Source organism: Alkalicella caledoniensis, assembly GCF_014467015.1.
GTDB lineage: Bacteria > Bacillota > Proteinivoracia > Proteinivoracales > Proteinivoracaceae > Alkalicella > Alkalicella caledoniensis.
The window spans coordinates 2,262,264-2,287,671 of sequence record NZ_CP058559.1; the positions used below are offsets into that span (position 1 = coordinate 2,262,264).

Here is a 25,408-nt window from a genome sequence, read left to right on the forward strand (position 1 = left end):
TTGGCTATGGGCCCAAGACTAAAGCCTTGGCTACAACTGTGCTTGATTTTGGTCATGCAAATTAGACAGTTGTAGCCCATCCCTTTAGGGTGGGTAGAATGGAGGGTTTTTATGTCAAAAGAAAGAATCGAAGAACTCAAGGAATTGCTAAATAAATATGATTATCACTACCATGTATTAGATGCCCCATTGGTTGAAGATAGTACCTATGATACACTTTTGCAAGAGTTACTTAAGCTTGAATCAAATAATCCTGAACTCACAACACTTGACTCCCCTACCCAAAGGGTGGGAGGGCAGGTGCTTAAGGGGTTTAGTACCGTAACTCATAAAACATCAATGCTAAGTTTAGGTAATGCCTTTGATGAAGATGGTCTGAGGGATTTTGCCAACAGGATTGCGAAAACAATTACAGAACCTGTTAAATTTGTATGTGAACTCAAAATAGATGGCCTTGCTGTTTCCCTAACTTATATTGACGGTTTACTTGTCCAAGGTGCAACAAGGGGAGACGGAGAAACAGGAGAAGATATTACTCAAAACCTAAAAGCCATTAAAACAATCCCCCTTCGTTTGCAACAAAAAACTAATTTAGAGGTCCGTGGTGAGGTTTATATGTCAAAGGAATCATTTGCAAAACTAAACCAGCAAAGAGAAGCTAGGGGAGAACAATTATTTGCCAACCCAAGAAATGCAGCTGCTGGAACCCTGAGACAGTTAGACCCAAAAGTTGTCGCAAGCAGAAACCTAAGCGCTTTTTTCTATTCTCTAGTTGAAAGCAATGACATAACAGACAGCCACAGTGAAAGTTTACATAAAATAAAACAGCTGGGTCTTACCACAAACCCATATACAGAGGTACTAGAATCAATTGATGAAGTGGTGAAGTACTGTCATAAGTGGCATGAAAAGCGCAACGAACTACCCTATGAAATCGATGGTATAGTTATAAAGGTTGATTCATACAATCAGCAACGGAGCCTAGGATTTACAGCAAAAAGCCCACGCTGGGCCATTGCTTTTAAATTTCCTGCACAAAAGGCTATATCAGTAATAAAGGATATCGAGCTAACTGTGGGAAGAACAGGAGCAATCACTCCAACAGCTATACTAGAACCAGTGGTTATAGCAGGAACAACAGTTAGTAGAGCATCATTACACAATAGTGATTACATAGCTCAGAAGGATATTAAAATAGGTGATACAGCAATAGTACAAAAAGCTGGAGATATCATTCCTGAAATTGTGGAAGTACTAAAGGAAAAGCGTTCAGGAGAAGAGCAGGAATTTAGCATGCCAAATGCATGCCCTGTATGTGATAGTGAGGCTATTAGAGCTCAAGATGAAGCTGCCTTAAGATGTATTAACCCAGCGTGTCCTGCTCAAATAAAAGAACGTATAATTCACTATGCCTCAAGGGGAGCAATGGATATTGAAGGGTTGGGGCCCGCCATAGTTGAACAGCTCTACTCAGAAGGTCTAATAAATGACGTTTCAGACTTATACAAGCTTTCAGTGGAAGAACTAATAAAGCTTGAAAGGTTTGGACAAAAATCTGCAGAAAACCTTGTAGTAGCCATTGACGACTCAAAAAGACAGTCTCTAAGTCGTTTGCTTTTTGGTTTGGGGATACGTTTTGTGGGACAAAAAGCTGCAAAACTTTTAGCTAAAGAATTTGGTGACATAGACTTAGTAATGGATGCAAGCTATGAACAACTTATAGCCATTCCCGAAATCGGGGATAAGATCGCCCTGAGTGTTAATGAGTTCTTTGCAGAATCAAAGGCTAAAGAACTAATAGATAAGCTTAAAGATTTAGGGGTGAATACTAAAGAAGTAAAAGATAACAAAATACCTGTAGAAAGCATTTTTACTGAAAAAACAGTGGTGCTAACTGGTACTTTAGAAAAGCTCTCTAGAAAGGAAGCCCAAGAAATAATTGAGAATTTGGGTGGAAAAGTATCAGGGAGCGTGAGCAAAAAGACCCATTTAGTGATAGCAGGAGAAAACGCAGGTAGCAAGCTAATCAAAGCCAAAGAACTAGGAATAGAAGTTAAAGGCGAAGACTACTTAATAGAACAGTTAGATGCAAATTAGTAATTTTTAAATAATATAACAAAGCCCCGTTTTTTCGGGGTTTTTTGTTATTAGTCACCAAGTCTCACTTGCTGTTTATTGGTGAAGGTGGATAATATTGAAGTCATTGTGAATTAATGTTTATTAAGGTACGAATATATACCCTCTTCCAGGACATAATACCTTCGAATTATGGACTAGAAAGGGTGGGTAATTTGTTCAATAGGGTCATTTTAAAACATTTAGGTGAAGGTATTTTTATAGGAATTGTCTCAGCGATGGTAGTCATGGCTTTTTTTATGCCCTATTTTTCTATACATAGTAGCTTTAATAATGAGATTCGTGATGTTTTGATGGCATATAGCCCTAGTGAAGTATCAATTAAAGAGATACTTGTAGAAGATTCTGACCTAAGGGTTATACACTTTGAGGACCTCAGGGATATAACAGGAACCATATTTAGTACATCTTTACTTTCAAACAGAATCAATGGCGAAGAGGATGTTATGTTTTTTTCGAGCTTTGACTATATGTTAAACAACAATGTGAATGATGGAAACACTATAGAACGTTTTGGCATAAATGGCATTTATTCAGGCTATTTTCCTTTAGATCACCCATATGGGGAAAATTTCTTGGTCATGGTTTCAAACAGTGTAGAAGAACTCCATATACGAGGGGAAATAAGAGAATGGTCCATGAAAGAAGAATACCAGACAAATTTTTTCCCCCGTGGTTTTAGAGGAAGTAAATTATGGTCTTTTTTATTTTTCACGGGATCCATATACTTGGTATTTGGAGTATGTGGCCTGTTGATTGACACACCTGCAAGTTATCTAAAAGATAACTTTATGAGAATGGGAATTGTATCTATGAGTATTTTGTTATCAATTCTTATCTATGGGGTTTTCTATAATTCCTATGATTACTATACGATCATTTGGTCTACTATCATAGCAATAAGTGCAAATTTATTGATGATTTTACCACTTACCATGCTATGGTTTGGCAAAAAAATATATAAAAGGGTATAACAATTGTTTTAACTCTCAATACTAAAAAAGAAAGTCAAAACTTGTGACAAGGATAGATTGTAGTACATGTAAAGTGTCACCAAGTTAGTAAAGGAGGGTTAAACAATGGAAGTAAAGGTTCAAGAGGCTTTAGATAAACTTGCAGGTCCAGTAGGGATTTTAGGGGCCTCCAAAGATGGGGACCATAAAGTAATCACAGTTTCCTGGTTTACTCAAGTATCGAGATTTCCCCCTATGATAGTTGTAAGTGTTTCACCAAATAGCTCCATTACTCCGATAGTATCAGGGCAGAGGGAATTTGTTCTATCTTTACTACCCCAGGAGATGGAAGAAGTAGCTAGAATATGTGGACATACATCAGAAAATGTGGATAACAAGCTTGAAACGTCAAAGCTTAGTACAAAAGAAAGTAAACATGTGAAAGTACCTTCCATAAACGAAGCAATTGTAAATTTAGAATGCCAAACAGTACAGCAACATCTAGCAGGGGATCATAGTATAATAGTTGCTAAAATCCTACACGTAGATAAAATAGATGATAAAAAGCCACTAATTTTCTACGATAGAGATTTGTGCACAGTGGATAACTCCCTATCAAAGTAGATTATTTTATCTAATTTGCATCCTTTAATGTTAAATACATATAAGGATGCTTTTTTAATTTAAAGGGATACTCTTTTTTATTTCTCACCTATAGTGATATAATATTGTTGCATTAAAGTAGGAGGTGTAGGATGGGAGTGTCAGAAAAGGAAGTGAAAAGATTAGCTGAGCTTTGTAAGCTAAAGTTTGGTGACGAAGAATTAAGTATAATTACAGACCGAATTAATAAAGTTGTAAAAGATACTGATAAAATACAGGGCGTAAACATAAAAGAGTATATACAAACAGATTTAACAAAAAACACCATGCGAGCAGACGTATCAAGTGTTTCATTTACAACGGAAGAAGCACTTGCAAATAGCAGCAACAAAAAAGACGAATTTATTGCAGTGCCATCGGTTTTGGTTAAATAGGGAGGCTAGCTATGTACATCAAGAAGTTAAATAAGTTACTAACTGAAAAAGAAATATCCTGTAAAGAACTTACAGAAATCTACATAGAAAAACTAGAAGCCTTAGATAAAAGCATATCTGCTTTTATCACAATAACAAAGGATGAAGCACTTAAAAAGGCTAATGAAACTGATGAAAAAATAGCACAGGGACAGGCTATTGGATTACTTGATGGGATTCCCATGACCCTAAAAGATAATATAAGTACCAAGGGAATATTGACTACAGCAGCATCGAAAATGTTAGAAAACTATATACCGCCATACAGTGCCACTGTTTTCAACAAACTATCAAAATCAGTATTGCTTGGTAAGGTTAATTTAGATGAGTTTGCAATGGGGACATCTACGGAAACATCATATTTTTACAACACTAAAAATCCATGGGATCTGAACAGGGTACCTGGTGGTTCCAGTGGTGGGTCTGTGGCATCTATTGCCGCTGATCTTGCAGTATTTTCCTTAGGCTCCGATACAGGGGGGTCTATCCGCCAACCGGCAGCTTTTTGTGGAGTTGTGGGGATGAAACCTACCTATGGTTTAGTATCTAGGTATGGTGTGTTTTCTTTAGCGTCATCTCTAGATCAGGTGGGACCAGTCACTAAAACTGTAGAGGATAGCGCCCACGTGTTAAGTGCAATTTTAGGACATGATTCCTTAGACTCAACTTCCTCAAACATAGATAAATTAGACTATAACATGGCCCTTTTACAAGACTTAAAAGGTATGAGGATAGGAATCGCTAAAGAATTTCTCCCCAAAGAAATAAATCCTACAGTAAAAAAAGCTTTTAACAAGTCAGTGGAGCTACTAGAAAGTTTAGGTGCTAAAATAATTGAAATAAGTCTCCCGCATATGGATCTAGGTTTAACTGTGTATAGTATAATAGCGTACTGCGAAGCAGCGTCAAACTTGGCTAGATATGATGGTGTAAGATTTGGTATGTCTTTGGATGAATCCCTAGATACAGTGACAGAAGCTAGAGCAAAGGGATTTGGGCAAGAGGTTAAAAGAAGGATTATGCTGGGAACATTCTTCCTACAAGGGGGAAACTACAAAAAGTACTATGAACAAGCAAAAAGTGTTCAGGGGTTAATAATCAGTGACTTCCAGCGGGCTTTTGCTCAATGTGACTGTATATTAAGTCCAACTACATTGGACACTGCCTTTGAAAGTGGGAAGGAGATAGAGCCTCACTTAATGGCTCTAAACGACTTGCTTACAATACCTGTAAACCTCGCTGGATTACCTGCCATGTCCATTCCCTGTGGTTTCGACTCTAACGGACTCCCAATAGGACTACAGATAATAGCAAATAAGTATGAAGAAGGGAAAATGTTTACTACAGGCCATAACTATCAAATTCATACAGATTTTCACCTTCAAAAACCAAAGATAGTTGAAGGGGGAATTATAGATGGTTTTTAAACCAGCCATAGGACTTGAAATACATGTGGAGCTACTAACATGTACAAAGATATTTTGTGGATGTAGGACAGATTTTGGTGCAGCGCCCAACAGTCAGCTATGTCCAGTATGTCTTGGTCTCCCAGGGGCTCTTCCTGTCCTCAACGAAAAAGTTGTAGAGCTAGCTGTTAAGACTGGTCTTATTTTAAATAGCCAAATTAATTACTATAGCAGCTTTGATAGGAAGAATTATTTTTATCCTGACTTAGTTAAGGGATATCAAATAACTCAATATTACGAACCTCTAGCCCGAGGGGGATACTTAGATATTACTAAGGGACGAATCAATAAAAGAATAAGAATAAATCGAATCCATATTGAAGAAGATGCAGGTAAGTCCATACACTTAAGTGAAGAAACCTTACTAGACTATAACAGATCCGGAGTCCCTTTGATGGAAATAGTAACAGAACCAGAATTTGAAAGTGGTGAAGAGGTAGTTTGTTTTTTAGAAAGGCTCAGAGAAAAACTAGTCCATGGAGATATATCAGACTGCAAACTAGAACAAGGGAGTCTTAGAGTTGACGTGAATATATCTTTATCAACTAAAGGCAAACCACTAGGTAAAAAAACTGAAATCAAAAACATAAACTCTTTTAAAAATATCGAAAAAGCTATTACTCATGAAATAAAGAGACAAGCTAAACTATTAGAACATGGTGAGGATATAAAGGAGCAAACCCTTGGATACAATGATAAGGATAATTCAGTAATTATTATGAGGGACAAGGAAGCCACAAATGATTACATGTTCTTCCCTGAGTATGATTTACCTAATTTAGTGCTAGAGGAGAAATACATAGAAGAAATAAGAAAAAGTCTTCCAAGGGACACCCAAGATATTCGCCAAGAGTTAATTGGACTTGGCTTAAGCTTGAATCAAATAGATAAGATTCTAAAGACTAAGGGAATGCTCCAATATTTCCATGGGATATTTGAAGAATATAAAGACTCAAATAAAATAGCGAACATCTTGTTTGGTGATTTCTCTAGATATTTAAATGATAAGAAGATTAGTATCGAAAAAGTAGCATTACCACCAAAGTATATTAGCGATCTTTTACAATTGGCTGACGCCGGCAAAATAAATAGTGTGGCTATGAAGAAGATACTTTTCGAAATGTTAGCATGTGACCCAAAAGCTCTTGTTAAACCTGAGTATTTAATAGAGAAACTAGATTTGTCTCAGACATTTAGTGAAAAAGAGATAGATGAAACAGTGGATAAAGTGATAAATGATAATCAAGGTGTTGTGGAGGATTATCTAAATGGTAACAATAAAGTCTTTAAATATCTTATGGGTCTAATCATGAAAGAAACAAAAGGAAAAGCTAATCCTACGATATTAAGGGAAGTCTTAAAAGGTAAACTAGATAACAAAAAGGAATGACCCTAAAAAGTCATTCCTTTTGTTATCCACAGAGAAATTCAATTGAAAATATAATTTGAACTATCGTTACTAACAATAAGACAAGTAATCCACAAAAATTACCCACAAAAGGGAGATATCCACATAAATTTTCCTTGCAAAAGATAAATGAGCTGGTTTTATCCACAGCTTATATGCTATTTATTATTTCTTCCAGATCTTTAACGGAGAAATCATAGTTTTCGCCGCAAAAGTGGCACTCAAGGCTTATATCCTCACCATCATGTACAATTTCTGTTAGCTCATCTTTACCAAGGCTCATAAGACTACGGGCATATCTGTCTTTTGTGCAGTTGCATTTGTAATTTAAATCCACTTTTGCTAATATTTCTGGGTCTAGATCCCCCACTAACCAGTCTAGCATAGCTTCAGGGGTCTTAACATCCAATATTAAATCAGTGACACCTTTAATAAGGGAAAGCTTATCTTCTAAGATTCCTATTTCTTCGTCGGTGGCTCCAGGCATAATCTGTACAAGGAAACCACCAGCAGCTATGATGGAGCCATCTGTGTCTACAAGCACACCCAGTCCAAAGGATGAAGGCTTTTGCTCTGATTTAGCATAATAATAAGTTAAGTCCTCAGCTACTTCTCCTGACACTATATCCATACTAGAAGTATATGGCTCTCTAAGCTTTAAATCCTTAATAACTATCAGTTTTCCACTACCTACACCACTAGAAACATCTATTTTGCCTAAACTGTTGGCAGGTAAGGATATATCTGGGTTATTTACATAGCCCCTTACCTCACCTACGCCAGCATCAGCGAAAACCTGCCCTAAAGGACCGTCACCATCTAACTTTAAGTTGATGCGCTCTTTGCCTTTAAACTCAGAGGATGCCATCAACAAAGAACCAGTCATAAGCCTACCTAGGGCAGCTGAAGCCACTGGATACAGTTGGTGCCTATCCCTTGCTTCTTGAACTAAATTAGTTGTAACTGCAGCTAAACAACGAATATGTCCATTGGCCGCAGTACTATGTATTAAATAATCTTTCATGGGAAAAAGCCTCCTTACTATTTACTAATTTTTATTATACCCAAACATAGGAGAAAACGCCAGTTGATAGGCAGAAAGACAAAAAATCCACCGCCACTAGAAACCAAGACGGGGGATTAATGTTAGGCCCTTATTGAGTTTAGCTGTCAGTATGCTACCCTAAAATATCAATAATCTTGAGCTTGCTTTTACTCAGATCAAGAAAATCGCCAGTTTCTAGTTTTATAACTGGGCGGGTAGGTTCGCTAGGATTTATGTATATAATATCGCCAATTTTTCCATCACTTAAGAGGATGGAGTTACCTACGTAAAATCTTGAAATATTATCTAAAAATACCCTACTTACCCTAGGATCCATTGAACCAAAACTGTTTTGGGCAATTTGCTCTGCTACCTGAAACGGGGAAAACTTATCTCTATAATTCTTATTGGAACTCATAGCATCATAGACATCTGCTACAGCGAGGATTTTACCAAACAAGTGGATTGCCTCACCTTTTAGCCCTGTTGGGTAACCACTGCCATCTTCCCGCTCGTGGTGTTGCAACACTGCTAAAGCTACATCTTTACTAATATCAGCTTTAGTATTTAAAAGTTGATATCCGAAAGCACTATGTTTTTGCATTTCTTTAAATTCTTCATCAGTTAAACGTGAGGGTTTATCAAGGATTCTCTTAGGAACCTTAAGTTTTCCTAAATCATGGGTTAAACCAGCAAAAATAAGCCTTCTAACTTCACCATTTGATCTATTTAACCATTTGCCAATAATACCAGACAAAATAGCAACATTTAGTGAATGCTTATTTAGATATTGGTTGTCATGCTTTTGGTATGTCAACCGACCCAATATGTTGTTTGTGGACATAACCTGACCATACACAATATCCACTATTTCCCTTATCATCTCTGTTTCAAGTTTTTTCCCAGATGCTATAGCATCAAGCAATTCCCCCGTTAGAAAAAGTGCCTGTTGGTACTTGTCAGTAAATTCAACAATGTCTTCTGGGGGCTTGGGCCTTGGGATACTCTCATAATCTATTAACTCTTCGAGGTCCTTGACATGAACGTTATCAACCCCTAAACTTATCAACTTATAAATCATATGCTCAGTCAATACAGTCTCTTTTGCAATAAATATGCTCCCATGCTTTGTTAGGACATCTCTCCCAACAGTATCTCCTGGTTTTAATTTATTCGAATTAACTATTCTCATAGCATCACCTTTTTACTATAAAGTTTGTTTAATTAATAATTCGACTAAATATTGCCAAATCCTGCTTAAATATAATTATTTAGGATAAAGTAAGATAAATGGGGAAACTTTATTATTAGCATATATTTTCTCAGGAGGTGATAAGGTGTCAGAAAAGAAAACCTTTGAGGTTGGTGGAATGAAGATTACTAAGTTAGTATCCCAAAACCAAATAGATCAATTTGTACAAACATTACCAGAAGAAGAAAAGCAAGATGTTAAAAATGTAATATTAGCATTAAACGAAGAAGGCCTAATTAAAATAGAAGAAGCATAAAACTCTGAGGCGACAAAAGTCGCCTTTTTTAGTGTCTCCAAAAGTTATTTGAGCACTATACAACCCAAACTATTTGGTATAAAATTCAATTAATGACTGAAGGAGGTAAAGAGATGAAAAAAATCTTATTAGTTGAAGACGATTTAACCCTTTCCCAGGGTATAGAGTTTACTTTGCTAAAAGAAGGATTCCATGTTCATGTTGCCAATACACTAAAGGCTGCAGATCATATATATATAAACCAAGAAGTTGACTTAATCCTGTTAGACGTAATGCTTCCTGATGGCAGTGGATATGACTTATGTAAAAGAATTAGAGAAAAATCACAAGTTCCCATTGTGTTTCTAACTGCATGTGATGATGAAGTCAATGTTGTGCTAGGCTTAGACATAGGAGGAGATGACTATATAACAAAACCATTCCGAGTTAAAGAGCTTGTGTCTAGAATAAAGGCTATTCTTAGAAGAGGCTCACCAGTAGAAGTTAACAGTACCCTACAGTCAGGAGAAATCACACTAGACCCTTTGCAAGGAAAAGTATGGAAAAGTGGTAGAGAAATACTGCTATCTCCCATGGAATGGAAGCTAATGAAGGTGTTTATCCAAAACACAGGTCAACTATTGACTAGAAACACTATTTTGGAAAAGTTATGGGATGTTTCTGGGGAGTTTGTTGATGATAACACTTTATCTGTATATATAAGACGTTTAAGGGAAAAAATCGAGGATAAACCCTCAGAACCTAAATTTATAGAGACAGTCAGGGGTATGGGCTACCGCTGGAAGCAAAGCTAGGAGGGAGCCTTTATGTTAAGGTTGTTTAAAAATAAAGAAATTAAAGTTTATATAGTATTAATGCTTATAATACACATAGGCTTAGGTTTATTCATATACAGTGCATATACTAAAAATACAAAGGTTTTGCAACAAACTATAATAGAAGAGAGGGTTGCCCTTTTAGGGAATATCATTGCAAATCACCCTCATTCGGAGTCTGAAATCATTCCATTTATTACAGAAAATGCATCCGTGGAACAAATAGAACAGGGGCTTAAAGTTGCAAGGAGATATGGCATTGATTACAACATGCCAATACAAAGCAGCCCTTTATTACTTAACTTTCAAAGGAAAAATAACTTAAATATTTTGTATGCCATTTTACTATTTTTTATATTAACAGCAGCTACAGGTGTATTCATATTAAATTATATATACAGTAGACTTAGGAAGTTTTCAAATTATGCTGAGGCAATTGTAGAGGGAAAATTTGACACCATCTCTGAAAGTCAAGAGGAGGGAGACTTTGCCATGCTAACAGTTCAGTATAATCACATGGCAAAGCGTTTACAAGGGTCACTAGAAAGCCTACAACAAGAAAAGGTATACTTAAAGAATATTATCTCAGACATATCCCACCAACTTAAAACACCCCTTTCATCTGTAAAGATGTTTAACGAACTACTAATGGATGGAGAAATAGAGGACTTGCAAATGTCCAATGAATTTCTAGCTAAAAGCCAGAGCCAAATAGAGCGAATGGAATGGCTAATAAAGAACCTTCTAAAAATGGCAAGGCTTGAAACAAATTCCGTGGAGTTTAAAAATAAATTTATATCAATAAATGAAACAATAAGACAAGCTATTGGTCCACTGCAAGTTAAATGTGAAGAAAAAGGTCAGCAATTAAAATATGTAGATAAAGATATACTTGTTAAGCATGACAAAGAATGGATGGCTGAAGCCATAAGCAATATAGTTAAAAACGCCATAGAACACACACCTCCTAAAGGGAGTATCCATATAAGCACAGCTGAAACTCCCCTAGCTGTAGAAATACAAATAGATAACCAGGGAAATCCTATATCCCAAGGAGATATTCCCCGTTTATTTGAACGATTTTACAAAGGCAAAAACAACTCAACACCAAATAGCACGGGAATTGGACTAGCCCTAGCCAAAGCCATAATAGAAAACCAAAATGGAACAATAGAAGTGAGAAACAAACAGGAAGGTCCTTCATTTATTATTCTTTTATACAAGTATGATAGTTTCTAGAGGGATTGTAGCCAAGGCTTCAGCCTTTGGAAGGGTTTTGGTAGGGGATATTCCTTGTGCTGCCTTGACCCCCGAAATCAGCCATAGATTGCAAACATTAAAACCGTGTAGCCCCTTAAAAGCATACACGGTTTTAATGTTTGTATATCCCTATAAAGATAGTCAAACCCAAGCTTACAAAAATGTAAGACAAACATTCACCTGAAAGTAAGATAATAATATTACAATAGTAATTGTCAAAGGAAATAGCAAAAGGAGGAAGGGTTAATGGAAGTATTAAAAACAATAAACCTAACAAAAACATATATAACAGGGGAGCAAAAAGTAGAAGCCCTAAAGGATGTTAACATCTCTATAAAACAAGGGGAGTTTGTGGCAGTTGTAGGACCCAGTGGTTCTGGTAAAAGCACACTACTTCATCTACTAGGGGGGCTAGATAGACCAACCAGTGGCAATGTAATAGTGGATAATACAGATATTTATAGGATGAATGAACACAAACTGGCAATTTTCAGAAGGAGAAAAGTAGGATTCATATTCCAGTTCTACAATCTTATTCCTGTACTAACGGCAGAAGAGAATATAACTTTACCAACAATGCTAGATGGGAAAAAGGTAGATAAAAAATACTTAGAAGAAATACTAGGTATTTTAGGACTAAAAGATAGAAAAAATCATTTCCCTTCACAATTATCAGGAGGGCAGCAACAAAGGGTATCCATAGGTAGGTCGATGATTTACAAGCCATCTATTATATTCGCAGATGAACCAACTGGTAACTTAGATAGTAAAGCCAGTAAGGAAGTTGTTGAGTTATTAAAATTTTCTGTAAGGAAATACAACCAGACATTGGTAATGATTACCCATGACATCAACATAGCCCAAGAAGCAGATAGAATTATAAGGATAGATGACGGTGCAATTGTCAAAGATGAGGTGATCAAACAATGAAATCATTGAATCAAGTTGGGATAAGGTACTTAAAAGAACAAAAGAAACGTACTATCCTAACCATTATGGGCATAATTATCTCAGTTGCCATGATAACATCCATTGGTACAATGATGTATAGCATGGAAAGGTATGAATATAAAAGCACTGTAGAAAGAAACGGATATAACCATGGAGCATATGTGGATATAACAAATGAACAATATTCATATCTTAAGAACAATGTCAATTTTGAAGAATTGGCAGAAGCAAAACTAGCAGGAACTAGTTTTACTAAAGATGCCTCAGATAAAACAAAGCGGATAGAGCTAATGGGCTACGAAAAAAGGTACCTAGAGCTTAGGAGTATGTTACCAGTGGAGGGGAGGCTGCCTGAAAATAAGAATGAAGTGGTTCTTGAGCGTTGGAAAGCAAATCTCCTCGGGATTGAAATAGGTGACAAGGTAACTTTGCCTGTAGGCCATTTTAAGCGTGGAAATAAAATTCTTCAAAGAAATGAGTGGGATGAAAATGCAACTTTTCATGAGATTATTGTACATGACTTTAATTTGGTTGGTATCATAGAGAGTAACGGTTCTAGTCAATCATATGCAAACTCAAGAGCCATTGTAGATTTAGCGTGGGCAGAGGATGTAAATGATACTGGTCTGAGTACTGCAGTGTTTAGAGTTAAAAAAGGACTTGATATAATAAAAACCACTGAAGATGTAGCTAAGGAATTGGATATTGATGAGAACAATATCCAATATAACTTCAACCTCATAAATAGGGAACAAGGGGGTATACAGCCTACCCTTTTGGTAATTGCTACATTCTTAATAGGACTTGTCTGTGTGGCAACGGTTGCTGTAATTTATAACTCATTTCATATATCTGTGCTAGAGAGGGTTAAGCAATTCGGTATAATGCGGTCCATCGGGACAACACCAAGGCAAGTGAGGGTCTTAGTATTTACAGAAGCAGGTATTTTAAGTATTATTTCTATCCCTTTCGGTTTGGCAGCAGGTTATTATGCTACGAAGCTACTTTTTTACCTTTTATCAATGGGTGAGTACTCTAGCTTTCAAAACATGCAGATAATGACTTCCAAAGAGGTATTGGGAGGGAGTGCAGTAATTGCACTAATTTCTGTCTATTTGTCAGCCCTAAGTCCTGCATTAAGTGCAGGCAGGGTTTCACCACTAAATGCCATATTCCAGCACAGAACATTAAAAAAGGAACGTAACACAAAAAGCGGATTTTTAATTGGAAAGGTGTTTGGCTCAGAAGGAATGTTGGCATATAAGAACCTCCAAAGGAATAGAAAGAGATTAGTAATAACGGCTTTTTCCTTGAGTATAAGTGTTATTATGTTCATAGTTTTTAGTGTATTTAGTTTCTACGCATTAAGGATAAATGATAATTTATTTGGATATAGTGCAGACTTTGCTATGTACACTAGGCACGGATCATCTCAGCCCTTTACCCTTGAGGAAATAGCTAAACTTGAAGCAATAGAGGGTGTGGCTGAGGTGCTACCATATGCATATTCGAATTTTATAACCTCTATTGAACCAGATAAAATTATGCCTAACATAAAAGAAAGTTTTCCATGGGTCGTAGAGAATGGCTTTATTTATGGCAGTATACAAGGATACCGAAATGAGGATTTACACCTACTAAGGGAAGAGTTGATAAGTGGAGAAGTTGATGTAGATAAGATAAATAAAGAATTAGGTGTATTCTTAATATATAACTCAGAACACTATGATCATGAAAACAGAAGAACAACCATAGCACCAACCTTTGACTTAGAAGTAGGCAGCATTATTTACTTGGATACGGAAAATGAATACGTGGGAGAAGACACAGAAATAGATTTTGATAATGCTATACCTGTAAAAGTAATGGGTCTAGTTGAAAAATCGTCCATAGGGTATCGTTATCCTTCCATGGGTCTTATGGGTATAATAACAACATATGAAGTTTACGAACAAATAACTGGGGATTCAGGATTTGGTACTGTCTATGTGAATATTGAGGAAGATGCTGACTACGAAACAGTGGTGGCTGGCTTGAATTCAGTGTTAGAAAATAAGGGGGATGCTGGCATTCAAGATAGCATAGCAAATAATAGAAGAGATAGACAAACAGTTCTAGAACTTTCCGTTCTGATCTATGGTTTCATAACACTAATAAGCTTAATAGGGGCACTGAATATTATCAATACCATAAGTACTAACCTTATCACAAGAACAAAGGAATTTGGCATGCTAAGGGCTGTGGGTATGACCCCTAAAGGGATGAGAAAGATGATTCGCCTTGAGGCTATATTTAGTAGTATCACAGGAACAATATTCGGTCTAATTGTTGGAAACTTATTGGGCTATTACCTTTATACACTACTAAATGATTACGAGGGCTATCCATGGGAATTCCCCTTGAACGCAAATATCATAGCTATAGTTGCAACGGTAATAATAGCTCTTTTTGCAGCAGTTGCACCACTGAAGAAAATAGCTTCCATGAATATAATGGAAATACTAAGAGAAGAGTAATAAGGTAAAGGGTTTTTGAATATAATATAGAATTGTTAAAGGGTGGACATATATGTCCACCCTTTAACAATTCTATAAGCTGGAGAGGGGATTAACATGGAACAAAATAATTTGCCTATTGCTTTATTTAACGGAACAGTATGTACAACAAACGGTTTATACTCTGTAAAGGATATAGATATTGATACAGCTAAAAAGCTAATTGATAAAAACGGCTTTATCTCTGCCATAGGTCACGAGGCCACAGCAGAAATTATGTCACAACTAATGGAACAAAATATCCCTATGAATAGAATTCAATTCCATCAACAAGTAGGGCAAATAGCAATTGTATTTAAACTAAAGGAAAGACCCAAAGAGGGCCATATACTCACAAAAGAGGAATTAGAAAGAGTTGGGTACAGTTTAAAGATAATGGAAAGATTAGAGTAGTCCTAACATACGCCTCTAAGTACTAAAACCAACATAAGTCTAAACTGTAGGGTCGAGCTCCGTGGGTTCCGTACCGACCAGGACCTCATCGGGGGCTTACACATAAGTATTTAGAGCCATAAAACCTTAAAGAATAGCAAAGGAGGCTGAAGTAATGGAATTTAAAAACAAAGTAGTAATAATAACAGGTGCAGGAAAGGGCATAGGCAAAGCTATAGCCCAAGGATTCGCCCAAAAAGGAGCCAAAGTAATCATAGCAGAAATAGATACCGAAAATGGTCAAGGCTTAGAGCAACAACTTACATCCCAAGGTCTAATAGCAAAATTCGTCCACACTGACGCAGGTAATAGTAAATCAATCCAGGACATGGTGTCTGATACCATGAAAGAGTATGGACAAATAGATATTCTTATAAATAACGCTGCCATATCCCATAACTCTTCTTTATGGGTAAGGGATGATCAAGACTGGGAGAGGGTTATAGCAGTTAATCTAAGCGGCCCATATTACGCAGCAAAATATGCCTCTAAGCACATGGCTAAAAACAGCAGTGGAAACATAATCAACATATCGTCAACAAGGGCGTTCATGTCTGAGGCAAAAACCGAGCCATATTCATCCTCAAAGGGTGGTATAGATACATTAACCCATAGCCTAGCCGTAAGCTTAGGTGAATACGGAATAAGGGTAAACTCCATAGCCCCAGGCTGGATCCACACAGGGGATGAAGCAAACTTAACCAAAGAGGACAACAAACAACACCCAACTGGAAGGGTGGGAACAGTACAAGACATAGTAGAAGCATGCTACTACCTAGCATCAGAAAAATCAAGCTTCATGACAGGCCAAAACATAACAATAGACGGTGGAATGACTAAAAAAATGATTTATATCTAACCCGTGATCCCTGAATGTATTTAAAATTTGTTTACAAAAAGTTAATTGACTGATGACCGTCAAAGTTATACAATAGCATTACCGACCGACCGTTCGGTCGGAAAAAAGAAAATAAACGGGGAGTGAAATACCTTGCTATCGAATTTTAGTGTTAGAAAACCTTATACCATAGTAGTAGCAGTTGTTATTATTGCTATTTTAGGTATAGTGTCATTTATGAATATGACAACAGACTTATTACCTAGTATGGATTTACCATATGCTGTAGTTGTTACAACATATCCAGGTGCAAGCCCTGAAGAAGTGGAATCTGGCGTAACTCGCCCCATAGAGCAATCCATGGCTTCGCTTAGTAATATAAAGAATATAAGCTCCATGTCTCAAGAACACATGTCTTTGGTTATACTTGAGTTTTCTCAAACTGTAAACATGGATACGGTCTTTATTGAAATGCGTGAAAGTTTAGACATGATTATGGCAACAATGCCTGACGATGTTGGCAGTCCCATGATGTTAAAACTAAACCCTGATATGATGCCCGTAATGGTATTATCTGTAGCTGTAGAAGGAGCAGAGATAGCTGAAGCTTCTCAGTTTATCTCAGATAATGTAGTGCACGAGTTTGAAAGCGTAGAAGGTGTAGCTTCAGTATCAGCAACTGGTTTAGTAGATAATAGTATACACATTATTATTAGAGAAGACAAAATTGAAGAGATAAATAACAACCTAGCAATGATGATGGCACAAATGGGTGCACAAGCTCCAGAGGTTAGCTTAACAAGGGATATGGTTTCTGGTATATTAAAAGGGCAAAACTTTAGTATGCCTGCAGGATATATTACAGAAGATGGTATAGACTACCTAGTTAGAGCAGGAGAAAGAATCAACGATATTGATGAACTAAAAGAATTAGTTCTTATGCAATTGCCTATACCTGGTATGGATCCCATAAGATTAGAAGATGTGGCAGAAGTCGTGCTAACTGATAACTCTGACACCATGTACTCAAAATTAAATGGTAATAATGCCGTTATTCTAAGCCTTCAAAAGCAATCTGAGTATTCCACCGCAGATGTGGCTTCTAGGGTGCGGGATAGAATGGATATTGTACAAGAAAGAAACCAAGGATTAGAAATAGTAGCCCTAATGGACCAAGGTGTCTACGTAGACATGGTTGTTGGTTCAATCTCATCAAACCTGATATTTGGTGGAGTTTTAGCAGTGCTAATTCTACTACTTTTCCTAAGAGATATTAGACCTACAATCGTTGTAGGATTTGCTATCCCTGTAAGTTTAGTAACTGCACTGATACTGATGTACTTTAGTGGAGTAACATTAAACATTATATCCATGGGTGGTTTGGCCCTGGGTGTAGGTATGTTAGTAGATAACTCCATTGTTGTTATTGAAAATATCTATAGAATGAGAAGTGAAGGTAAGGGTGCTAAAGAGGCAGCTGTAGAAGGAGCTAAAGAAGTATCTGGAGCTATTGCAGCTTCTACCTTGACAACAGTTTCTGTTTTTGCTCCAATCCTATTCACTCAAGGTATGACTAGACAAATATTTACGGATATGGGCCTAACCATAACCTATTCACTTGTTGCTAGTTTACTAATTGCCTTAACATTAGTGCCAATGATGGCTTCAACAGTTATTACTAAAGAAGTTAGAAAAGAAGAGAAAAAGCTAAATGCAGTTAAGGCTAGTTATACAAAGGTGCTAGAGTTTTCACTAAAGCGTAAGTGGGTAGTTATAGTTACGGTTATAGCATTGTTTGTAGGCAGTATTGCAGGGGCATTTAGTATGGGTACAGAGTTTTTCCCTGCTTCTGATACTGGTCAGTTAATGGTGAATATACGTATGCCAGAGGGAAGCACTTTAGAAGAGACCGCTGAGGTTTCCGATGAAGTCATAAATATTATTGGTCAAATCCAATATGTAGACAACGTAGGAGCCTCAATTGGTGGCGGAGGCCCCATGGGAATGGGTATGGGCTTTGGCGGCGGAGGAAACTACGAGACTGTCTCCATATATGTCCTAGTAGATGAGGATAATGTGAACCAATCTTCAGATATAGTTAGACAAATAAACGAAAAAACCGCTCATATAAATGCAGAAATATCTGCAGGAGACTCTGGTGCTGATATGGGTGCTATGATGGGTGGAAGTGGTATATCAATTACAGTAAGTGGACGCGACTTCCAAACCCTTGAAGAAGTTGCTAAAGATATAGCAAAAATAGTTACATCTGTAGAAGGTACCACCGAAGTTTTCGATGGTATAGATAGAACAGAACCAGAGTTACGAGTCATTGTGGACAAAGAAAAGAGTATTGCCCATGGCTTAACAGTTGCTCAAGTCTTTGTGCAATTAAATGAACTTCTTAGGGATGAACCTGCTACAACGACCATTTCTGTTGGAAACATCGACTATAACGTAATGGTAAAAGATGAAGACAGCATGAAAGGAGTTACCGGCAGGGATATCGAAAATCTTATGATAGAGACACCTCAAGGTGCAGTAGTACCATTAAGTGAAATCGCTTCTGTGGAAGAAGGAACAGGTTATGGAACAATAAGAAGAGAAAATCAACAAAGGCTACTAAATGTTACTGCAGAGCTAGAAGATGGGTTCAATATAGGACTAGTAAGTAGAGAAATCAACAATAAACTATCTGACTATGATACCCCAGATGGATACAACGTAAGAATGGGTGGAGAACAAGAAATGATCAACGATGCATTTGGAGACCTATTCCTAATGCTTGCAATGGCAGTAGCCTTTATCTACCTGATAATGGTGGCACAGTTCCAATCATTGTTATCTCCTTTTATCGTAATGTTCACAATACCCCTAGCCTTTACAGGTGGATTCTTAGCTCTTATGGTTACAGGGAGCCCAGTTAGCATAGTAGCCTTTATCGGGCTGATAATCCTAACAGGTGTGGTTGTAAACAACGGAATAGTTTTCGTTGATTATATAAACATCCTAAGGGCATCCGGTATGACTAAAAAAGATGCTATAATACAAGCAGGTAATGTACGTCTAAGACCTATAGTTATGACAGCACTGACAACGATTATTGCACTGTCAACCATGTCATTTGGTATGGGAACTGGTACTGAAATGATACAGCCTATGGCTATTACAGCGATCGGTGGGCTAATATATGCAACTATCCTTACACTTATACTAATTCCAGTTCTATATGACCTAATGAATAGAAAGGATAAGTTATCTCAAAAGGAAGTGTAGAAGATGTCCCAAGACAAAAAAACAATCATATACGAGGCTGCTCTAAGCCTGGTATATGACAATCAAGATTTAAGCAGAATAAAAGTTGCCGACATAGCTGAAAGGGCAAATATCGGCAAAAGTACTGTTTATGAATACTTTGAAAGTAAAGAACAAGTTATAGGTGAAGCTTTAATATATATGTTCAATAGAGGCATAGCTTCCTTTGAATTTATCATAGAAGAAAACAAAACCTTTAAAGAAACCTATATATTACTACTAGAGGGAATCTCTGCCCTAATGAACAAAAATAGAAATCTCTTTGATTTTATGACAATGAGTCAAAAGGACCTAGATATCCATAACACAATTAAAAAGATAATGCTTCTACAATTGGAGGAAATTAGACAGAAGTATTTTAAGATGATAGAGAAATTAGTGGATAGAAGTGTAGAAGAAGGAATCATTAAAGAAAAACCTTCTAGGTACGACTGGCACATAGCCGTAATGAGCTCAATGACATGTATTTTTGTTCATAAACAACTTAAGGAAGAATTTAATAATTTAAGTGAAGAAGAAGTCCTAGAAAAAGCATATAAAGCATATGTGAAACTATTGAGTTAAAAAACTAAGGGATCTCAAAACAGTTGAGATCCCTTAGTTTTTTTCTTTTAATCTGTATTATAAAAAATAATAATTAGACATCCCTTAACGGGTAAAACAATGGATTTTAAAACACTATAAAACACTGTTCGCTTTGCTGCTTTAAAGTGACTAGATAATACAGGGAAAATAGGATACACTAATACAGAATATGAAGTTATGAAGAAATGAAAAATTTACTGTTTTATTTTTCATATAAACGTTGACATAGCCATAGAAAATAGCTATAATAAGTAACAAGAAGAAGTTAACGCAAACCACAGTTAAACTTATAACAGAAAAACCAAAATTGATATAACAGATTTTAGCCCTTTTCTCTCTTACTGGGCTACCTTAACCAAAGTTAGTTCCAGTGGGAGAGTTTTTATAAAATATATATAACATATAGCCCTTTTCTCTCTTGCTGGGCTACCTTACTAAAGGCTAGCTCCAGCTAGGGAGTTTTATAAGATTGCATAACATATTTGCCCTTTTCTCTCCTACTGGGCTCCTATAACAAACTAGCTCTAGTGGGAGAGTTTTTATAAAAACTATTTAGCCCTTTTCTTCTCTATGGGACTACCTAATAAAAGTTCCCATAGAGGAGTTTTAACCTCAAATATAGATTTGCCCTTTTCTCTTCTACTAGGTATACTCCAATACCTTGGTAGGGGAGTTTTTTTATTATAGTAGGAACAATAAAGGGGTATGATAGCATAGTATATAAAAGATTAAATGGGAAAATGTTGACAAGACTTTTTTATTGAGATAGTATATGCATATAGGTGAATATAAGAATATACAGTAGTATATAATAGGAAGGAGAAAGTTATGATTGAGATTATTAAAGCACTTAGTGATGAGACTAGAATTAGAATAGTTAATCTTCTACTGCACCGTGAGTTGTGTGTTTGTGATATAGAGGGTATTTTATGTATTACTCAATCCAATGCTTCAAGGCATCTTACTAAATTAAAGACAAGTGGTATTATAACCCATGACAAAAAAGCACAATGGGTGTTTTATCAGATTAGCGAGGACTTCAGAAGAGATCACAACTTATTAATTCAATATTTAAAAGAACAAACATTTAAAAACGTTCAATATAAAAACGATGCTGAAAAACTTAAAAACTACGCGGTAACCTGTCTTACTTAGGTATTTAACTAATAAGTCATATATGTGTGACTATATTAGGTTTAATATATAAAAAAATTTTAGGAGGTTTTATTATGAAAATTGAGTTTTTTGATCCGCCAATGTGCTGTTCAACTGGTATCTGTGGCCCCAGTGTTGATGAAAAATTAGTGAAACTGGGTGAAGATATAGCAAAGCTTAAACAAAAGGGAATTGAAGTGGAAAGATACATGATTTCCCAGCAACCTATGAAGTTTAGGGAAAACGAAGAAGTATATAAGCTTGTCCGTGAAAATGGAAAAGTAGTACTTCCAGTAACAGCTATTAACGGCAAAGTATTTAAATCTAAAGAATATCCAACACTAGAAGAAATGCTAACACAGTTAGGGGTTGAGTAATTTGACAAAATTCATTCTTTTCTCAGGAAAAGGTGGGGTAGGAAAAACATCCATGGCATCTACAACTGCGGTATATAATGCAGAACTGGGTAAAAAAACATTAATAGTTACCACTGATCCAGCAGCCAACCTATCCGACGTATTTGAACAAGAAATTGGTCATAGAATAACGAAAATAGATGGTTTAGAAAACCTTTACGCAATGGAAATAGATCCTGATCAAGCAACAGCTGAATATAAAGAAAGATCATTAGCACCCATGAGAGACTTATTTGATGAAGATTTATTAAAGGTAGCTGAAGAACAGTTAAGTGGTCCATGTACAGAAGAAATGGCGGCTTTTGATAAATTTATTGATTTCATGGATGGGGCAGATTACGATGTGGTTATTTTCGATACTGCGCCCACAGGACATACAATCCGCTTATTGGAACTGCCTGTTGATTGGAGCAAGCATATTGAAGAAAGTTCAAAGGGTAGTGGTCAAACATGTATGGGACCTGTGGCATTGATAGAAGATAGTAAGAAAAAGTATGATGACGCCATTGCTAAGCTCAGAAACACTGAAATAACTAACTTTACTTTTGTAATGCAAGCAGAAGAAACATCTTTACAAGAGACTGTGAGAGCTTCAAAAGGTCTGAATGAACTAGGTATCAAAACAAGCCAAGTCATTATAAACGGACTTATCCCTGAAGCTGAAGCTGTTGTACCCTTTTTCAAAAAGAAACACGAAAGACAGCTTGTAACAGTTGAAAAAGCAGAAGAATTATTCAAAAACCTTTCGATTAAAAAAATGGAGCTGTTTGATACAGAACTAAAAGGTGTAGATATGTTTCGAAAATGTGCCACTTTTCTATTTGGGGGGGAACAAAATGAGTAATTTAAACACTGTATTATACCCAGGTAAAAGTGGAAGAAAAAACATCTTTTTCTCCGGTAAAGGGGGAGTAGGTAAAACTTCCATGGCTTGTATTACTGCTGTTCAAAATGCCAAAAAAGGGTTTAAAACACTAGTTTTAACAACTGACCCCGCTGCCCATATAGGAGACGTATTAGATAAGCCTGTTACTGATAAGATTACAAAAATTGAGGGTGTAGAAAATCTTTACGCAGCTCAAATAGACCAAAAGAAAGCCACAGAAGAATACAAAGAAAAAGTGTTAAATGATGCTATGGCAAAATTTGATGAAAGCACCATAATGGCTATGAAAGAAGAACTAGAATCACCTTGTACAGAGGAGATGGCATCCTTCCAAAAGTTTGTGGAGTACGCTTCTTCTGAGGACTTTGATGTCATAGTTATTGATACAGCACCCACAGGCCATACCTTAAGAATGCTTGAACTTCCAATGGATTGGAGCAAACAAATCCAACTAAAAGCAGGAGAAAATGCCGAAATAACCGAAGAAGACAAAAAACAAAAGGCTAGATTTGATAAAGTAATATCAATGATGAAAGATGAAGAAATGACTACCTTTGCTTTCGTTATGTACCCTGAGAAAACACCTATTATAGAAGCATATCGGGCATCTCAAGAATTGATGACCCTAGACATAAAAACTCAACTAGTGGTAGCTAACCTGATAATTTCTGAACAAGATGCGGTAACACCTTTCTACCAAAAAAGAAGAAATATGCAACTGGGATATATTCAAGAGATAAAGAATACATTTGATAAAGCTCATCTATTGGAAGTTCCTATGTTTGATGATGAGATTAAGGGTATGGATATGCTTAACGAAATTACTACAAAACTATTTTAATTGGAGTTGATCATTTGAAAGTTATTGATATCGAAATATTCGGTGTGAAAACGGAACCCGTCAGACTGTGTGGCTAATCTCTAAAAACTCAAAGATTAGCCGTAAATTTCCTGTCTTTTGGTGCAATATGACTTAAACATATAAAAATACAATGATAAAGTGGGTCTAAGAGCTACTAATATCCTTAGTAGTTCTTTCACTCCTATAATATTTATTACTCTTTTAAAATTATAGGCTAGCAAAACTAGGGCTGTCTCTGTAGTTACAGAATCCATCCCTCTTGTTAAAAAATACCCAGCATTCATTGTCCTTTTGATGGTTCCATAAGGATGCTCAACAATCATCTGCCTTTGTAGGTATTTGTCCATATTTGCTTCTGTTCTAGCATCTATAGTATCCAAAAAATCTTGGTTAGGTGACCGATTTATTATCCTGCCTTTGGCTGCAGTGGTGCATTTGCTTTTTGATTCACAGTTTTTACAGGCATCGTAGTTTCTATATTTTATTCTTTTTGGTTCTTTTGATTTGTGGTTTATTCTGCGTAATTCATGGCCCAAAGGACAAATATATAAGTCTTTTTCAGGCACATAAGTAAATTTATCTCCGTAGAAATCTTTGTCTCCTGTGGCGTTAGAATACGACTGTTTTGGCAAATAGACTGTTGTTTCGTTTCTCTCACATTTCATAAGGTCGTCTGCTTGGTAATAGCCTTTATCTGCTGCTACTTCAAGTTTCCTTTTTCCAAATATATCTTTAGCCTTTTCTGCAAGTGAATTTAGATTACCTTGATCTGCGGGATTGTTTGTAACATCATATGCCACTATAATACTATGCTTAGAGTCTACAGCTGTTTGTATGTTATATGCTACAGTAACACCATTGTTTTTGTTGTCCATAAGCCTAGCATCTTCGTCAACTGTAGATATTTCATTACTTTCGCTATCCTGTAGTTTTTTTTCCAACTCTTCAAATTTAATTTTACGCTCCTTGAGTTTTTCAATTTTTTGCTGAATTTCTTCAGGTGTATACTTAAGTTTAGGTGAATCGTCTTTGTCACTGCTTTCTAACAAATCTAGATAGGAATTAACCTTATCTTCGATATATTGTTTGTGTCTTTGTATTTTTTTCTTTGAGAAATTATTCTTCTTTGAATTATTAGCTTGAATTTTAGTCCCATCTATTGCTATGAATTCCTCGCCTAATAGTTTGAGATCCTTACACAACTTAGTAAAATCCTTGAAAACTTGTTTTAGCTGAGTTTTATTTTCTTTCCTGAAATCAGCTATTGTTTTAAAATCAGGTTTTAGTTTTTGTAATAGCCAAACCACTTCTATATTCCTGTGAGATTCTGTTTCTAGCTTTCTAGATGATCTTATGCCATTTACATACCCATATAGATATAACTTCAATAAAACAGAGGGATGATATCCTGGTGCACCTCTGCGGTGTTCCTTTGATTTAGTGAATGCACTCATATTGACCAGTTTTACGTATTCATCAATTACCCTAACGGGATTATCCTCACCTATGTAATCTTCTATGCAGTCAGGAAACATTGTTTTTTGCTTTCTATCTGTACCTTGTATAAATGACATTTAAAATCCCCTCTCCGATATTCTATAACTTAATTATACTACAGAAAAAGGGAAAAGTACTGTATTTACAGTACTTTGTAGGCATTTTAGACATATATTATTGTTTAATTCTCACACAGTCTGCCGTTGCATCAGCATCTTGTGGTTGAGGCCCTAGCGTAAGCTGTGGTCC

The 25,408-nt window shown here is 36.3% G+C and carries 22 protein-coding genes; 19 read left to right on the plus strand and 3 right to left on the minus strand.

The annotated features are described in order from the left end of the window. The first annotated feature begins 111 nt into the window (after positions 1 to 111). The 6 genes from ligA (at position 112) to gatB (ending at position 7,021) form a co-directional block, all read left to right on the plus strand. On the plus strand, positions 112 to 2,097 hold the full coding sequence (gene ligA / locus HYG86_RS11150) for an NAD-dependent DNA ligase LigA (RefSeq protein ID WP_213165645.1): 1,986 nt from the start codon (positions 112 to 114) through the stop codon (positions 2,095 to 2,097). A gap of 266 nt (positions 2,098 to 2,363) precedes the next feature. Further along, the gene (locus HYG86_RS11155; protein ID WP_213165646.1) at positions 2,364 to 3,110 is read left to right on the plus strand and encodes a hypothetical protein; all 747 of its coding nucleotides are present in this window, start codon (positions 2,364 to 2,366) and stop codon (positions 3,108 to 3,110) included. A gap of 105 nt (positions 3,111 to 3,215) precedes the next feature. Continuing rightward, positions 3,216 to 3,713 (plus strand): flavin reductase family protein, encoded by a 498-nt coding sequence (locus tag HYG86_RS11160; protein WP_213165647.1) that lies wholly within the window; start codon positions 3,216 to 3,218, stop codon positions 3,711 to 3,713. A gap of 131 nt (positions 3,714 to 3,844) precedes the next feature. Continuing rightward, complete coding sequence (gene gatC / locus HYG86_RS11165) at positions 3,845 to 4,126, plus strand: Asp-tRNA(Asn)/Glu-tRNA(Gln) amidotransferase subunit GatC (RefSeq protein WP_213165648.1); 282 nt, start codon at positions 3,845 to 3,847, stop codon at positions 4,124 to 4,126. Positions 4,127 to 4,137: 11 nt separating this feature from the next. Next, on the plus strand, positions 4,138 to 5,592 hold the full coding sequence (gatA, locus tag HYG86_RS11170) for an Asp-tRNA(Asn)/Glu-tRNA(Gln) amidotransferase subunit GatA (RefSeq protein ID WP_246451754.1): 1,455 nt from the start codon (positions 4,138 to 4,140) through the stop codon (positions 5,590 to 5,592). Further along, on the plus strand, positions 5,582 to 7,021 hold the full coding sequence (gene gatB, locus HYG86_RS11175; RefSeq protein WP_213165649.1) for an Asp-tRNA(Asn)/Glu-tRNA(Gln) amidotransferase subunit GatB: 1,440 nt from the start codon (positions 5,582 to 5,584) through the stop codon (positions 7,019 to 7,021). The genes gatA and gatB overlap by 11 nt, the downstream gene beginning before the upstream one ends. A 169-nt stretch (positions 7,022 to 7,190) precedes the next feature. On the opposite strand, the gene hslO is transcribed toward gatB, so the two are convergent. Further along, a complete protein-coding gene (gene hslO / locus HYG86_RS11180; RefSeq protein ID WP_213165650.1) occupies positions 7,191 to 8,063 on the minus strand; it encodes an Hsp33 family molecular chaperone HslO in 873 nt (290 codons plus the stop codon). A gap of 154 nt (positions 8,064 to 8,217) precedes the next feature. Further along, positions 8,218 to 9,276 (minus strand): HD-GYP domain-containing protein, encoded by a 1,059-nt coding sequence (locus HYG86_RS11185; protein WP_213165651.1) that lies wholly within the window; start codon positions 9,274 to 9,276, stop codon positions 8,218 to 8,220. 145 nt (positions 9,277 to 9,421) lie between these two features. Here HYG86_RS11185 and HYG86_RS11190 point away from each other — a divergent pair, with 145 nt between their 5' ends. The 13 genes from HYG86_RS11190 (at position 9,422) to HYG86_RS11250 (ending at position 23,641) form a co-directional block, all read left to right on the plus strand. Next, positions 9,422 to 9,592 carry a hypothetical protein gene (locus HYG86_RS11190; RefSeq protein WP_213165652.1) on the plus strand — a complete coding sequence of 57 codons (171 nt, stop codon included), beginning with the start codon at positions 9,422 to 9,424 and terminating at the stop codon, positions 9,590 to 9,592. 113 nt (positions 9,593 to 9,705) lie between these two features. Continuing rightward, positions 9,706 to 10,386 carry a response regulator transcription factor gene (locus HYG86_RS11195; protein ID WP_213165653.1) on the plus strand — a complete coding sequence of 227 codons (681 nt, stop codon included), beginning with the start codon at positions 9,706 to 9,708 and terminating at the stop codon, positions 10,384 to 10,386. 12 nt (positions 10,387 to 10,398) lie between these two features. Then, positions 10,399 to 11,646 carry a HAMP domain-containing sensor histidine kinase gene (locus HYG86_RS11200; protein ID WP_213165654.1) on the plus strand — a complete coding sequence of 416 codons (1,248 nt, stop codon included), beginning with the start codon at positions 10,399 to 10,401 and terminating at the stop codon, positions 11,644 to 11,646. 267 nt (positions 11,647 to 11,913) lie between these two features. Continuing rightward, positions 11,914 to 12,597, plus strand: a complete 684-nt coding sequence (locus tag HYG86_RS11205) for an ABC transporter ATP-binding protein (RefSeq protein ID WP_213165655.1) — start codon at positions 11,914 to 11,916, stop codon at positions 12,595 to 12,597. Then, complete coding sequence (locus tag HYG86_RS11210; RefSeq protein WP_213165656.1) at positions 12,594 to 15,134, plus strand: ABC transporter permease; 2,541 nt, start codon at positions 12,594 to 12,596, stop codon at positions 15,132 to 15,134. Before HYG86_RS11205 ends, HYG86_RS11210 begins: the two co-directional genes overlap by 4 nt. Positions 15,135 to 15,230: 96 nt before the next feature. After that, positions 15,231 to 15,566 carry a YddF family protein gene (locus tag HYG86_RS11215; protein ID WP_213165657.1) on the plus strand — a complete coding sequence of 112 codons (336 nt, stop codon included), beginning with the start codon at positions 15,231 to 15,233 and terminating at the stop codon, positions 15,564 to 15,566. Between the two features lie 154 nt (positions 15,567 to 15,720). After that, positions 15,721 to 16,464, plus strand: a complete 744-nt coding sequence (locus tag HYG86_RS11220; protein WP_213165658.1) for a glucose 1-dehydrogenase — start codon at positions 15,721 to 15,723, stop codon at positions 16,462 to 16,464. A 132-nt stretch (positions 16,465 to 16,596) separates the two neighbouring features. Further along, complete coding sequence (locus HYG86_RS11225) at positions 16,597 to 19,719, plus strand: efflux RND transporter permease subunit (protein ID WP_213165659.1); 3,123 nt, start codon at positions 16,597 to 16,599, stop codon at positions 19,717 to 19,719. Between the two features lie 3 nt (positions 19,720 to 19,722). Further along, positions 19,723 to 20,322 carry a TetR/AcrR family transcriptional regulator gene (locus HYG86_RS11230; protein ID WP_213165660.1) on the plus strand — a complete coding sequence of 200 codons (600 nt, stop codon included), beginning with the start codon at positions 19,723 to 19,725 and terminating at the stop codon, positions 20,320 to 20,322. Between the two features lie 849 nt (positions 20,323 to 21,171). Then, positions 21,172 to 21,498: an ArsR/SmtB family transcription factor gene (locus HYG86_RS11235; RefSeq protein ID WP_213165661.1), complete on the plus strand. Its 327-nt coding sequence runs from the start codon at positions 21,172 to 21,174 to the stop codon at positions 21,496 to 21,498. A gap of 74 nt (positions 21,499 to 21,572) precedes the next feature. Next, positions 21,573 to 21,875 carry an arsenite efflux transporter metallochaperone ArsD gene (gene arsD, locus HYG86_RS11240; RefSeq protein WP_213165662.1) on the plus strand — a complete coding sequence of 101 codons (303 nt, stop codon included), beginning with the start codon at positions 21,573 to 21,575 and terminating at the stop codon, positions 21,873 to 21,875. Between the two features lies 1 nt (position 21,876). Further along, positions 21,877 to 22,758 carry an ArsA family ATPase gene (locus tag HYG86_RS11245; protein ID WP_213165663.1) on the plus strand — a complete coding sequence of 294 codons (882 nt, stop codon included), beginning with the start codon at positions 21,877 to 21,879 and terminating at the stop codon, positions 22,756 to 22,758. Beyond that, the gene (locus tag HYG86_RS11250; protein ID WP_213165664.1) at positions 22,751 to 23,641 is read left to right on the plus strand and encodes an ArsA family ATPase; all 891 of its coding nucleotides are present in this window, start codon (positions 22,751 to 22,753) and stop codon (positions 23,639 to 23,641) included. The genes HYG86_RS11245 and HYG86_RS11250 overlap by 8 nt, the downstream gene beginning before the upstream one ends. A 95-nt stretch (positions 23,642 to 23,736) precedes the next feature. Here HYG86_RS11250 and HYG86_RS11255 read toward each other — a convergent pair whose 3' ends face one another. After that, positions 23,737 to 25,236, minus strand: coding sequence for an IS1182 family transposase (locus HYG86_RS11255; RefSeq protein ID WP_213165665.1), 1,500 nt, complete (start codon positions 25,234 to 25,236; stop codon positions 23,737 to 23,739). Positions 25,237 to 25,408 lie beyond the last annotated feature (172 nt).